At 60.7% G+C, this 11,952-nt stretch carries 11 protein-coding genes; 7 read left to right on the forward strand and 4 right to left on the reverse strand.

All coding sequences use genetic code 11. From position 1 onward, the window contains the following. The 4 genes from AC0V6X_RS05085 to AC0V6X_RS05100 form a co-directional block, all read right to left on the reverse strand. Positions 1-789, reverse strand: a complete 789-nt coding sequence (locus AC0V6X_RS05085; protein ID WP_486183502.1) for a hydrolase 1, exosortase A system-associated — start codon at positions 787-789, stop codon at positions 1-3. Further along, a complete protein-coding gene (locus AC0V6X_RS05090) occupies positions 786-1,469 on the reverse strand; it encodes an alpha/beta hydrolase family protein (RefSeq protein ID WP_486183503.1) in 684 nt (227 codons plus the stop codon). The genes AC0V6X_RS05085 and AC0V6X_RS05090 overlap by 4 nt, the downstream gene beginning before the upstream one ends. Positions 1,470-1,493: 24 nt before the next feature. After that, entirely contained in the window at positions 1,494-1,760 is a 267-nt protein-coding gene (locus AC0V6X_RS05095; protein WP_486185517.1) for a phosphopantetheine-binding protein, read from the reverse strand. Positions 1,761-1,877: 117 nt separating this feature from the next. Continuing rightward, a complete protein-coding gene (locus tag AC0V6X_RS05100; RefSeq protein WP_486183504.1) occupies positions 1,878-2,900 on the reverse strand; it encodes a GNAT family N-acetyltransferase in 1,023 nt (340 codons plus the stop codon). A gap of 45 nt (positions 2,901-2,945) precedes the next feature. Here AC0V6X_RS05100 and AC0V6X_RS05105 point away from each other — a divergent pair, with 45 nt between their 5' ends. From AC0V6X_RS05105 to AC0V6X_RS05135, 7 genes are all read left to right on the forward strand, one after another. Then, positions 2,946-4,490, forward strand: coding sequence for an acyl-CoA ligase (AMP-forming), exosortase A system-associated (locus AC0V6X_RS05105; RefSeq protein WP_486183505.1), 1,545 nt, complete (start codon positions 2,946-2,948; stop codon positions 4,488-4,490). Continuing rightward, positions 4,487-5,719: a pyridoxal-dependent decarboxylase, exosortase A system-associated gene (locus tag AC0V6X_RS05110; protein WP_486183506.1), complete on the forward strand. Its 1,233-nt coding sequence runs from the start codon at positions 4,487-4,489 to the stop codon at positions 5,717-5,719. The genes AC0V6X_RS05105 and AC0V6X_RS05110 overlap by 4 nt, the downstream gene beginning before the upstream one ends. A gap of 187 nt (positions 5,720-5,906) precedes the next feature. Next, positions 5,907-6,548 carry an XrtA/PEP-CTERM system exopolysaccharide export protein gene (locus AC0V6X_RS05115; RefSeq protein WP_486183507.1) on the forward strand — a complete coding sequence of 214 codons (642 nt, stop codon included), beginning with the start codon at positions 5,907-5,909 and terminating at the stop codon, positions 6,546-6,548. A gap of 18 nt (positions 6,549-6,566) precedes the next feature. Continuing rightward, on the forward strand, positions 6,567-8,090 hold the full coding sequence (locus tag AC0V6X_RS05120) for an XrtA system polysaccharide chain length determinant (protein ID WP_486183508.1): 1,524 nt from the start codon (positions 6,567-6,569) through the stop codon (positions 8,088-8,090). An 11-nt stretch (positions 8,091-8,101) separates the two neighbouring features. Continuing rightward, entirely contained in the window at positions 8,102-9,112 is a 1,011-nt protein-coding gene (locus AC0V6X_RS05125) for a P-loop NTPase (protein ID WP_486183509.1), read from the forward strand. Positions 9,113-9,114: 2 nt separating this feature from the next. Then, positions 9,115-10,731, forward strand: coding sequence for a porin family protein (locus AC0V6X_RS05130; protein ID WP_486183510.1), 1,617 nt, complete (start codon positions 9,115-9,117; stop codon positions 10,729-10,731). 24 nt (positions 10,732-10,755) lie between these two features. Further along, on the forward strand, positions 10,756-11,952 hold the full coding sequence (locus tag AC0V6X_RS05135; RefSeq protein WP_486183511.1) for an XrtA/PEP-CTERM system-associated ATPase: 1,197 nt from the start codon (positions 10,756-10,758) through the stop codon (positions 11,950-11,952).

Genomic DNA, 11,952 nt, shown 5'->3' on the forward strand with positions numbered 1-11,952 from the left:
TTAGCTGCGAAGGGCGGTCAGGATCTGGCTTTCCAACCACGCCTCGCTTTCAGGTTCTGCATAAGCGTGGCTTGCACCTTGGCAGCGCATAATGCGGGGGTCGGACTTGTCCCAGGCGGCTTCGAACAGCTGAGCGGTGCGATCGTCGCTTGCGACCAAGATCGAGACCGGTCCCACAAACTGCGACAACCCTTCGCGCATCTCCTGTGCAAGCCCGCTTTCCGGCTGATCCGATCGCATCGCGCCCATTACTCCTCGGGCCAATTTGCGAAAATCGACGCCGCCGCGCAGCAGACGCGCAATCTCGCGCGGGTTCTTGAGCTTTTCAGCATAGCGCGCGCGGATCGCCTCTGAGGTGTGCGCCGTTTCGTCGGAGTTGTCTGCGCCGTCCTCAAGCGTCCACGGGTTGGAGAGGATCAGTCCGTCGCATCCCTCTCCCCCCGAAAGCATCAGGGCTGAAGCCGCATCGCAATTGCCGAAAGCAAAGACCCGCTCCATCTGCGGGACCATCCCGCGAAACGCATCGAGTGCTGCGCGTATGTCGCCAGCGCTCTTCGTGAAACCTCGGTTCTCGCCCTCGCTGTCGCCGACACCTCTTCGGTCGAAGCGAAAGACGGGAAAGCCCTTCGCACAAAGGCGTGCGGCGAGTTTGGATTGGCCGGAAAAAGCGCCAGAGCGGATTTCATTGCCGCCGCTGACCCACAGTAATCCCGTGGTTCCCGGAGCCGTGTCGAGCGTGCCCGCCAGTCTTAAGCTCCCACAGCCAAATTCGAAATGAAGCCGGCTCATGATGCGGCCTCGTTTGTGCTAGTGATGATTGCAGCGAGAGCCTGTGCCTGCGCTGCATCCTCATCCGGTTCAGCTCGTAGCCAGAGGCCACGGCCACCCAAGTCCTTGGCGGAGATGGTTTGGATGTGATCGGCCCCAATTGGCTCTGCGGCCTCAAGCTCGGCGAACATGTCGGCGCCAATAGGCCAGCCTGCCAAAACAAGCCCTTCCTTGCGGCCCAATTCCATCAGCGCGTCCGCATTCTCTTCGCGGCCCGCCTCCCGCGCGGCGATGGTGCGCGCCCGTATCATCCCTCTGAGAACCTTTGGCCCGGAATGCGCCGCATAGTGCCAGCCGGGCAGGTCTGACGGAGCGATCAGAGCCCCAGCGCGGATGGCAAGGATATGGGTCGCTTTGACGTGCACAGCGGCTCGGCGAGCGAGCTCTCTCCAACCAGCCAAGGTCTGCGTGTTGAGGGGGACGAGGCTTTCGTTGCAACCGGGTAGGTCTGGCAGGAAGCTATCGACACCTGCCTCATCGAGCGCGCGCATCGTCTGCACCGTGAAACGGCGCATCTTGTTCGCCTCATCAAACAATGCAGGTAGGATCAGAACGCGGCTTGTCCGACCTTCGTCAAAGGAAAGGAGCAATTCCTCGCTGGTTTTGCCATCGGGGAGGGAGGCCTGCCAGGTCGAGATCATGTGCGTTTCGCTTTTCGAGCCTGCTCAGCTCTCAGCGATCTTGCCTTCAGCAAAGGCGAGCAGGCCGCCATAGGTCTCCAGCATCTCCCCATCGACATCGTCGTCGTCGATCAGAAAGTCGAGCCGATCTTCCATTTCGGTCAGGAGCCCTGCAACGGCCATCGAATCCAATTCGGGCAGATGGCCAAACAGACCGCTTTCATCGTTGAGCGCATCGGCTTGGTCAGCGTCGATGCCAAGCACGTCTGCAATGATGGACTTAAGTTCGCTGTCGAGCGCCGCACGGCTCATAGGCAGGCCTTTTCCGGCCTCTTTGTTTGCGTCCTGACTAGCGGTGTCGGTGCTCATCAATGGTCCCTCAAGCAGAAAAGCGCTGCGCGTCCCGAATTACAGTGGTGGAGGCGCCCATTAGCGGCGCGGGGGGAGTGGTGCAAGCTCGGGGACTTCTGCATCTCTCAGGCGCGAGACAGCAAGGCGCCCCAGATCGAGCCATGCGCGCGGGCCTCTCATGTTGAGGCAGTCAATCCGATAGCGCGGGCGCACAGCGTTCATCCAGTCCGCTTTGTAGCGCTGATCTCCAGTGCCAAAGTCGACAAGCGAGACTTTATCGATATCGATCACATGTTCGAACAGAGCCGCCGACAGCGTCGTGCCCGCAGAGAGACTCTTGGCGCTTTCAAGATAGGCTAGCTTGTGAATGAAAGCGGTGCCGTTCTCGACCGTCCAGCATTGCGCCGCGACGGGTGTGCCCTGATGCCATGCCATGCCGAACCGCAATCGCCCCTCTGCGGCCTCTTCCTTTGCGAATTGGCGGAGCATGGCGGGTTCGTCTTCCTCGGGCTTCCAACTGGCTGCGTAGATGGCTTCGTAAGCGTTCCACAGATCAGCATCGAAGCTGGTGAGGACTTTGACCTCGACCTTCTTGGCCTTGCGTTTGAGCGTGGTGCGCAAAGGACCGGGGCGCTGTGCCCAATAGTCGGCATAGCTGCACCCATCGACGTTAAGGATGTGGTTGGTGTCGCAGCGTGTAACCTCGACCCGCCATCCGGCCTTGGCAAAGGCTGAGGCGAGGCGGGTGGCGGAGCCGTCTTCATCGGGCACAGGCTCCAATGTCACCCGGTGGCCGCGCGTGTGCAACTGCTTGGCGATCTCTGCCAGCAGCCGATCCCCATGCTCGCTCGCTGGGGCAAGCTGGCGCCAAGTAAAGCTATACCAATTGCGCAAGGGAGTGATCCGACCAGCCTCCTCGGTTAAGGCAAGGGCGGCATTTGCATCCTCATCGCTCGCAATGGCGATCAGCGGCGTTAGCCCAGTCTGTGCCAGCAGATTGTACCACTCAGCCCGGTCAAACGGAGCGGCATCTACAAAAGCCTCTTTTCCAAAGAGCTCTTGCAAGACATTAACCCTGTCGTGATACCGCGCTTCGATCACTGTGTTAAACCGTCCTCTTAACCGTCCCATCACCTAGGATACGCGATGCCCGCCTCACCTGATCCCACGCCAAAGCGGCTTGATCATCTCGCTGAGTGGGCGGCCGCAGGTAACCGTGGTGATGCACCAGCTTTGGTGCTTCGAGACACCGTCCTTACCCATGAGGAGTTAAGACAGCGTGTTGCATGGTTGGCAGGCTGGCTGGCGCGCGAAGTGCCAGAGGAGGGCGCGCGGATTGCGACCTGGGCAGCGAAGGGCGAGCTCACATGCCTGATGCCTTTGGCCTGCGCACGTGCGGGCCGGGTCCATGTGCCGATCAATCCGCTGCTAAAGCGCGCCCAAGCAGCGCATATTCTCAGCGATAGTGGAGCCAAGATGCTGATCGGGACCAAGACCCGTTTGGACAGTCTGGAAGGTTCGGACGCTGCTGGATGCGTCTCGCTTGAAGAACAAGATGCGCTTGAACAAGCCTACGCGACCAAGCTCGACATGGGGGCCTCGCAGGGCGATCCTGACGAACTCTGTGCCATACTCTACACATCTGGCTCCACGGGTCGTCCCAAGGGCGTGATGCTAAGCCATGCCAATCTGTGGCTCGGTGCGGTGAGTGTTGCGCATTACCTCAAGCTGGCGGGCGACGATGTAACGCTGGCAGTGCTGCCGCTGTCGTTTGACTATGGCCAGAACCAGCTGCTTTCGACTTGGTCTGCGGGCGGTTGCGTAGTGCCGCTCGACTATCTCTTCCCGCGCGATGTGGCCAAGGCGTGTGCGAAACATGCGGTGACGACGCTTGCCGCTGTGCCGCCTCTTTGGGTGCAATTGACCGAGCTTGAGTGGCCTCAGGAGGCTGTCGCTGCGATGCGCCGAATGACTAACAGTGGCGGGGCTTTGACGACTGAATTGGTGCGCGATCTGCGGAGCATGTTCCCGGATGCGGACCTCTACCCGATGTATGGCCTGACCGAGGCGTTCCGTTCGACTTACCTCGATCCCTCGCTGGTGGACGAGCATCCAACCAGTATGGGCACCGCAATCCCCTTCGCTGAAATCCTCGTCATCAATGACGATGGCGAGGTTGCCGCGCCGGGAGAGGAGGGCGAGCTTGTCCATTGCGGTCCCTTGGTGGCGCATGGATATTGGCAGGACCCTGAACGCACAGCGGTGCGCTACAAGCCCGCCCCTGAAGCTTCCGAATATGGCGGCACAGCCGTTTGGTCCGGCGACCGCGTTGTGCGCGAGGCAAATGGTCTTCTCTACTTCGTTGGTCGGCGCGACGCGATGATCAAGAGCGCGGGCAATCGGATCAGCCCACAAGAAATCGAAGACGCCGCAATTGCGAGCGATTATGTAGCGGAGGCAGTGGCGCTCGGCATTCCTGATGAGCGCCTTGGCCATGCCGTCCATCTGGTCGTACGCGGGACTCTTGACGAAAGCGAACAAGCGAGCCTTTCTAAGCTGTTACGCAAGGAACTTCCCAACTTTATGCAACCGCAAGTGATCCATTGGCGCGAGGCCATGCCGCTCAACCCGAACGGGAAGATCGACCGCACGGCGCTTTATCGTGAGCTGATGGGAGAGGTCGCATCATGAAGGTCAAAGCTCTTGGACCCATTCCGGCGGGATATGAGGCGGTTGACGGCCAGCTCGCGATAGGCGGACGCACGGCAAGTGATTTGGTCGAGGCTGCTGGCAGAACGCCGCTCTTCGTCTATTCGCGCGCGCTGCTCGACCGCCGCGTGGCTCAGCTGCGAGACGCTTTGCCAAGTCGGATCGGCCTGAATTTTGCGGTGAAAGCGAATCCATACGCGCCAGTCATCGCGCACATGGCGCCCTTGGTGGATGGCTTCGACATCGCCTCCTCAGGCGAGCTTGCGATGGTGCAGGCGGCAGGGATCGACCCCGCTCGGGTCAGTTTCGCCGGACCGGGCAAGCGCGATGATGAGCTGGAGGCCGCCGTTTCAGCAGGCGTCACTCTCAATTGCGAATCCGAAGGAGAGGCCGAGCGCGCCCTGCGGATTGGTCAACGGGTCGGGAAAACGCCGTTGATTGCCATCCGCGTGAACCCGGATTTTGAGCTCAAGGGCTCCGGCATGAAGATGGGCGGCGGGGCCAAGCAATTCGGCGTTGATGCCGAGCGTGTGCCTGCATTGGCTCGCTCGATCATTGCCGAAGGTGCCCAGTGGCGCGGGCTGCACATCTTTACCGGCAGCCAGGCCTTGAGCGCGGATGCGATCATAGAAACGCAAGGCAATGTGTTGAATTTGGCGGCCAATCTTGCGGAAGAGATTGGAGAGGCTCTGCCCAAGCTTAACATGGGCGGCGGCTTTGGGATTCCCTATTTCCCGGGCGATGAACCTCTCGATCTTGCCACCGTTGGCACCGCTTTGACAGGCCATGTCGCAAACCTCCCAGCCAGCCTAGCCGACAGCGAGCTGTGTCTGGAATTGGGTCGTTATCTTGTCGGGGAAGCGGGCGTTTATCTGTGCCGCGTGATCGACCGCAAGGTCAGCCACGGCGTTACCTACCTTGTCACCGATGGTGGTCTGCATCACCAACTCGCCGCATCTGGCAATTTCGGCACAGTTGTTCGCCGAAATTATCCCGTCGCCATCGCTTCTCGCTACACCGCTAAAGCGGATGACGTGGTTAATGTTGTGGGCTGTTTGTGCACCCCGCTCGATCGGCTCGCAGACGCGGCTGAGATGCCACGTGCGGAAGTCGGCGATCTGGTAGCGGTGTTTTGCGCAGGAGCCTACGGGGCCACGGCAAGCCCTGCGAACTTCCTCGGCCATGGATCAGCGGCAGAAATGCTCGTTTAGACCTTGCTAAGGCGCTGTCCCGAAACGGGATAGGGCCTGAATTCAGGGCGTATTCCTAACATTATGTTCACCATTATCGGCGAGAAACATCGGGTCATTCACGACGAGTCCGGCGCGCAGGTCGCTCCTGCCATCACAACCGGGCCTCAATTCGTGATGCAATTGCTGACCTTAAGGATACGTATCGATGCCGATTACCCCCAAGATTGCCCGCTTGTCCGGGCTGGCCCTTGCCACCACGGCGCTTGCCGCCTGCGGTGCGGGTGGCCCCGAGCTGCCCTCTGCCAGCTACTCAGCTGATCAGACCGCGCCGAGCGAGGAGTATATCATTGGCCCGCTGGATGAGATCACAATCCACGTCTGGCGCAATCCTGAGCTGAGCGCAGAGAAGATCCAGGTTCGCCCTGATGGTCGCATCACCATTCCGCTGGTCCGCGATATGCCCGCGGTGGGCAAGACGGCTACTCAGCTGCAAGACGACATCCGAGGCGAGCTTGAGCAATATATCGAGCAGCCGATTGTCTCCGTCATCGTCAACCAGTTCAATTCGACCTTCGACCAGCAGATCCGCGTTGTTGGTTCGACCGAGCAACCCGCTTCTCTGCCTTACCGTGCGAATATGACGGTGCTCGACGCGATGATCGCTGTGGGTGGGTTAAGCGAGTTTGCCGCGGGCAACCGAGCAAAGCTGCTTCGCATCGACCGTGAGACGGGCCTTCAGAAGGAATACCGCCTGCGTCTGTCAGACCTGCTCAAGCGCGGGGACAGCTCCGCCAATGTGATGCTGCGTCCAGGCGACACGATCATCATTCCGGAAAGCCGGTTCTAAGGGGGCTCGGACGGGCGAATGAACGAGATTTTCGACGAGCTGCGCACAGCGCTCTATTCGGTGTGGCACCGCCGCTGGCTGGCGCTCGCCGTGGCTTGGGGCGTGTGTCTGCTGGGGTGGTTGGTCGTGGCCATGATCCCCAACACCTATGAGGCGAAGGCGCGCATCTTCGTTGATGTCGACGATGTGCTGTCCGAGCAGCTTCGCATTGCCGGAGATGGCGAAGATGAAATCCGCGAAGTGCGTCAGACGCTTCTGGGAACGGAAAACCTGCGCAAGGTGATCGCTTCGACCAAACTTGGTGAGGGGATCAGCGAACAAAGCGCTATGAACACCGCCATCGCGAACCTCTCGGAAAACGTGAAGGTCGAAAGCGAGGAGGACAACCTCTTCTCGATCACCGCCGAAGTGGGCGAGCGGGGCCTTAGCGACGCAGAGAATGCGGTGCTTGCACGCAATGTCGTGAGCAAACTGCTCGATATTTTCCGCGAAGAGCACATCGCAGGCAGCCGCGCTCAGGTAACAGGCGCGATTGCTGATCTGAATGAGCAGCTGGAAGAACGGCGCGTTGAGCTGGAAGCCGCCGAAGAGCGGCGCCTTGCGTTTGAAGCGCAGTATCCCGACTTGGTGGGTGGCTCGCAGGCGCTTTCAACCCGCGTCCAGCAAACGCGCACGGAACTGCGAGATATTGAGGCCAACCTTGCCGCAGCCCAAAGCGCTCTTGCCGCGCTTAGCAGCCAGATTTCTAACACGCCGCGCTCGATTGCCGGGGGTGAGGGCGCTGTTGGTCCGGCGGCTGCGCTCGCACAGGCGCAGTCATCTTTGGCTGAGCTGCGTTCACGCGGCCTGACCGATCAGCATCCCGACGTTGTGTCGACCCGCCGTCAAGTTGAAATCCTGACGGCGCAAGTGGCTGCTCAGGGGCCGAATGCGGTGACCGGCACGCCAAACCCTGCCTATTCGTCTCTGCTTGCGCTGCGGGCCGACCGTCAGGCTGGTATCGAAGCATTGCAGGCCCGCCGTGCGGCTCTGCAATCAACCATGGCTTCGCTTGCTGCCAGCCAAGCGAGTGAACCTGCGGTCGCTGCCGAAGCCAATCGGATCAGCCGTGATTATGACGTGCTGCAGAAGAACTATGAGCAATTGCTGCAAGATCGCGAGAAACTACGCACACGCGGCGATGTGATTGATGAAACCAGCCAGTTCCGTTTCGAGCTGGTTGATCCTCCCGTCGTGCCGCAATCGCCTGCTGCTCCGAACCGTCCACTGCTGCTCATTGGAGTGCTGTTTGTCGGCCTCGGTATCGGCGCAGGCGTTGCCTATGCGCTGAGCCAGCTGCGTTCGAGCTTTGCGACATCGCAGAAGCTGGAGAAGTCGATGGGTCTGCCAGTGATCGGCTCGATCTCGCTGACGCTTTCTGACGCGGCGAAAGAGCTTCGTGCCAAGCGGCTCAAACAATTTGCTGCCGGCTGTGCAGGGCTCGTCGCCGTGCTCGCCGTGCTGCTTGTGATCGAGATCGTCTCGGTCGGAACGATTGCGTGAGGGGACCAGCGATGACCGACCAATCCAAGATCGACCGCAAGAACGCCTCTTTGCTTGAGCGCGCAGATGCCGCTTTTGGCCTCGACAAGCTGGGGCCGGCCAAGGTTCCGGTGAACCTGCCCAAGGCCAAAGCCGCGCCGCCGCGGCCCGAACCCACGCAGCCAACCGCTCCTGTCACGCCGCGCCCTGCGGCAGCTCCGGCAGCGCAACCTGCGCAGCGTCAGTCAGATATGCCTGTGCCGCAAGTTGAGCCTGCGCCGGTTCCTGTTGAACCCGCTGTGGAGCTTTGCGGTCCGCGCGTCTCGATTGATCGCGAGTTGCTGCATGAGGCTGGACTGATCGTGCCTGAGAGCCCGGTAACTGGCTTGCTCGAGGAATTTCGTATCGTGAAGCGTGAGCTTCTCGCCGATGCGCGTGCGGATGTTGAAGATGCTGCTGCTCGCCGCGTGCTTGTGTGCTCACCGCATCCTGGTGAGGGCAAGACCTATTGCGCGACCAACCTTGCGATCGCTTTGGCGGCCGAGCGCGACATTGAAGTCATTCTGGTCGATGCCGACGTGCTCAATCCGTCGATCACCCGCCGCCTTGGCCTTGAGCCTGCGCCCGGCCTGATGGATGCGATCGCCGACAAGACAATGCGTCCTGAAAAGCTCGTCGCGCGGACCGATATTGAAGGGCTGTTCGTGATGCAAGCGGGCACAAGCGGCGTGCGCGATGCAGAGCTGTTGACGAGCAAACGCACCGGAGAGGTGCTCGACCGCCTCACCCGCAGCGCACCCAACCGCTACATCATCTTTGATACGCCACCCGCACTCGCCGCATCACCAGCGGCCGAGCTTGCGGCTTATGTCGGCCAAGCTTTGCTGGTGGTCCGCGCTGATGAAACCAGCCGTGCTGCGCTCGATGATGCGCGCCAGCTGCTCTCAGCCTGTCCAGACATCAAGCTGCTTTTGAACGCAGCGCAATTCAGCCCGTCGGGTCGTCAGTTTGGCGATTACGGCTACGGCGCAGAGGAGGAATGACCATGCGGTTCATTCAAACAGCCCTTTTGGTGAGCGGCGCGAGCTTTGCTTTCGCAGCACCGGCATTTGCACAAGCCCAACAGGGCGACGAACGGCGCGCCGTCGTCGTGCAGCCCTATATCGAGGTGAGCCAGGTGGTCACCGCTGAGCTGACACCCGGCGATGATGTGCTGACCTTCACGCAGGTTGCAGCAGGCGTTGATCTCAACGCGCAAGGCCGCAACAGCGGGGCTTCGGTCTCGGTCCGATATGAGCGCAACATCGGCTATGGTGACGCACTCGACAGCGACACAGTGAGCGGGATCGCTCGCGGCTATTTGGGCATTGTTCCGCGGACACTGACGCTTGAGGGCGGGGCACTCGCCAGCCGCACACGCGTCGATGGCGGCGGGGCGGTATCGTCCAATCCACTGGTGAGTGAAGATGCCACGAGCCAAATCTACAGCGTTTACGCCGGCCCAAGCCTGACCACGCGTGTCGGAGCAGTGGATGTCGCCGGTGTCGCACGGGTGGGCTACAACCGGTTCGAGAACAACGATGCCGTGCTGGATGGCGATGGCAATCCAGTCGACATCTTCGACGACAGCGTCACCTATAGCGGCCAAGTCACCGCAGGCTGGCGGCCAGGGACTGTCGCACCGATTGGCTTTGCGGTCACGGCAGGTGGCTATCAAGAGGACATCTCCAACCTCGATCAGCGCGTGCGCGATGTCTATGCGCGCGGCGATGTAACAATCCCTGTGTCGCCTAGCCTCGCGCTGGTCGGCGGTGTTGGGTATGAAGACGTAGAGGTCTCAAGCCGCGATGCTGTGCGCGATGTGGACGGCAATCCGGTGTTTGGCACCGATGGCCGCTTGATCACCGACAGCGCTTCCCCTCGCATTCTCGCCTTCGATGTTGATGGTCTGCTGTGGGATGTGGGCGTTTTGTGGCGTCCCAGCTCGCGCACCTCGCTCGAGGCGCGCGTGGGGGAGCGTTATGACTCGACGACCTATTACGGCACCTTCACCTATGTGCCGAGCAGCCGCAGCGCGCTCGCGATCTCTGTTTATGACGGTGTGAGCGGGTTCGGCGGTACGCTCAACAACTCGCTCGCCAACGTCTCGACTGATTTTGAAGCCTTCCGTAACCCGGTGACGGGTGACTTTGGTGGATTGGTCTCTGGAGGAGAAGGCTCTGGCCTGATCAACTCACTGGGCTCGATCCGCTCGGCCGCCTTCCGTGGTCGCGGGGTCAATGCAAGTTATCAGCGCTCTGTCGGTCGCCTGACCGCAGCGTTGGGCGCTGGCTACGACCGCCGGACGTTTATCGCCGCGCCGGGAACCGCTCTCGAGGCGCTCGATGGGGTGACGGACGAGACATACTACATCACCGGCGGTCTGACCCGCCAGGTAGGCAGCAATGCGAGCATCCAGACCAACGCTTATGTGAACTGGTTTGATGCTGCCGCTCAGAACGGTGATCTCACCGCGCTGGGGGCTTCGGCTGCCTACAACCAGAACCTCACCAATCGCCTGTCCGCACGTGCGGCTGTCGCGGTCGACTATTTCGACAGTGACTTCACCGCAGAAGACTTCGCCACCGCCACTGCGCTGGTCGGTCTGCGCTACGACTTTTAAGAGATCAAAGGGAGCCAGAACCCCATGTACGATCAATATTACGGCTTCAGCGGACGGCCTTTTCAGCTGACCCCTGACCCGCAGTTCTATTTTGAGAGCACGACTCACAAAAAGGCGCTGAGCTACCTTAGCTATGGCCTGAACCAGGGCGAAGGCTTCATCGTCATCACCGGTGAGGTGGGTGCGGGTAAATCGACGCTTGTTGCGCATCTGATGGAGCAGATTGATCCTGAATTCCTGACGGTCGCACAGGTCGTTACCAGTGCGCTTGACGGGGAAGAGCTGATCCACGTCGTCGCGCAGGCCTTTGGCATCCCGATTGAGGGTCAGGATAAGGCCAGCGCGTTGGGCGCGATTGAGCGTTTCCTGCAAGAAGAAGCGCGCGAAGGTCGCCGCTGCCTGCTGGTTGTGGACGAGTGCCAGAACCTCGATTTCACGGCTTTGGAAGAGCTGCGGATGTTGTCTAACTTCCAGCTCGGTGCACACCCGCTGCTTCAAAGCCTGCTGTTGGGGCAGCCTGAATTCCGCCGTACGCTCGCAAACCACCCGGATCTTGACCAACTGCGTCAGCGCATCATCGCTTCGCACCATCTGGAGGCGCTCGATAAGGATGAGGTTGAAGCCTATATCCACCATCGCCTGAACCATGTGGGTTGGGATGGCCGTCCGCTGTTTGAAGACGGGCTGCTGCCAGCGCTTTACGGAGCGACCGAGGGTATTCCGCGCCGCGTGAACCAGGTGATGAACCGCCTGCTGCTCCTCGGCGCGATTGAGGAGCAGGACACGGTTAGCACGCAGATGCTCGACGCTGTAATGGCGGAGATGAGCTCTGACCAATCGCGCGGTTCGCGTGACGAGCCTAGCCCGCTCAGCATTGAACCGGTGACAGAGGCTCCTGCGGAGGAATCTGGGCAAGCTGCTCCAGCCGCGATTGAGGCCGCTCCCATCGAAACACCAGCGTTCGACGCTGTGCCTGCCACTGAAGTCGCCGCTCTGCTCGCCGAGCGCGATGCACGCACGGCGGAGCTTGAGGCGGCTATCAGCGAACTTCAAGCTGCCGGTGCGGATCCTGTGGACGCGCTGACGGGTGAAGATGTTGATCTCAACGCCGCGCTCGCTCGGATTGAGGCACGGCTTGAAGAACAAGAGCGTTCTTTCCGCCATGTGTTGACGATGTTGATCGAATGGCTTGAGGACGATCCTTCGCGCGAGGCTGCCTAA

The sequence above is a fragment of the Erythrobacter sp. S267 genome (assembly GCF_057365045.1).

Coding starts and splice junctions, on each gene's coding strand:
- AC0V6X_RS05090 (WP_486183503.1), bottom strand. CDS start 1,469: ATGATCTCGACCTGGCAGGCCTCCCTCCCCGATGGCAAAACCAGCGAG.
- AC0V6X_RS05120 (WP_486183508.1), top strand. CDS start 6,567: ATGAACGAGATTTTCGACGAGCTGCGCACAGCGCTCTATTCGGTGTGG.
- AC0V6X_RS05085 (WP_486183502.1), bottom strand. CDS start 789: ATGAGCCGGCTTCATTTCGAATTTGGCTGTGGGAGCTTAAGACTGGCG.
- AC0V6X_RS05115 (WP_486183507.1), top strand. CDS start 5,907: ATGCCGATTACCCCCAAGATTGCCCGCTTGTCCGGGCTGGCCCTTGCC.
- AC0V6X_RS05110 (WP_486183506.1), top strand. CDS start 4,487: ATGAAGGTCAAAGCTCTTGGACCCATTCCGGCGGGATATGAGGCGGTT.
- AC0V6X_RS05125 (WP_486183509.1), top strand. CDS start 8,102: ATGACCGACCAATCCAAGATCGACCGCAAGAACGCCTCTTTGCTTGAG.
- AC0V6X_RS05135 (WP_486183511.1), top strand. CDS start 10,756: ATGTACGATCAATATTACGGCTTCAGCGGACGGCCTTTTCAGCTGACC.
- AC0V6X_RS05130 (WP_486183510.1), top strand. CDS start 9,115: ATGCGGTTCATTCAAACAGCCCTTTTGGTGAGCGGCGCGAGCTTTGCT.
- AC0V6X_RS05105 (WP_486183505.1), top strand. CDS start 2,946: ATGCCCGCCTCACCTGATCCCACGCCAAAGCGGCTTGATCATCTCGCT.
- AC0V6X_RS05095 (WP_486185517.1), bottom strand. CDS start 1,760: ATGAGCCGTGCGGCGCTCGACAGCGAACTTAAGTCCATCATTGCAGAC.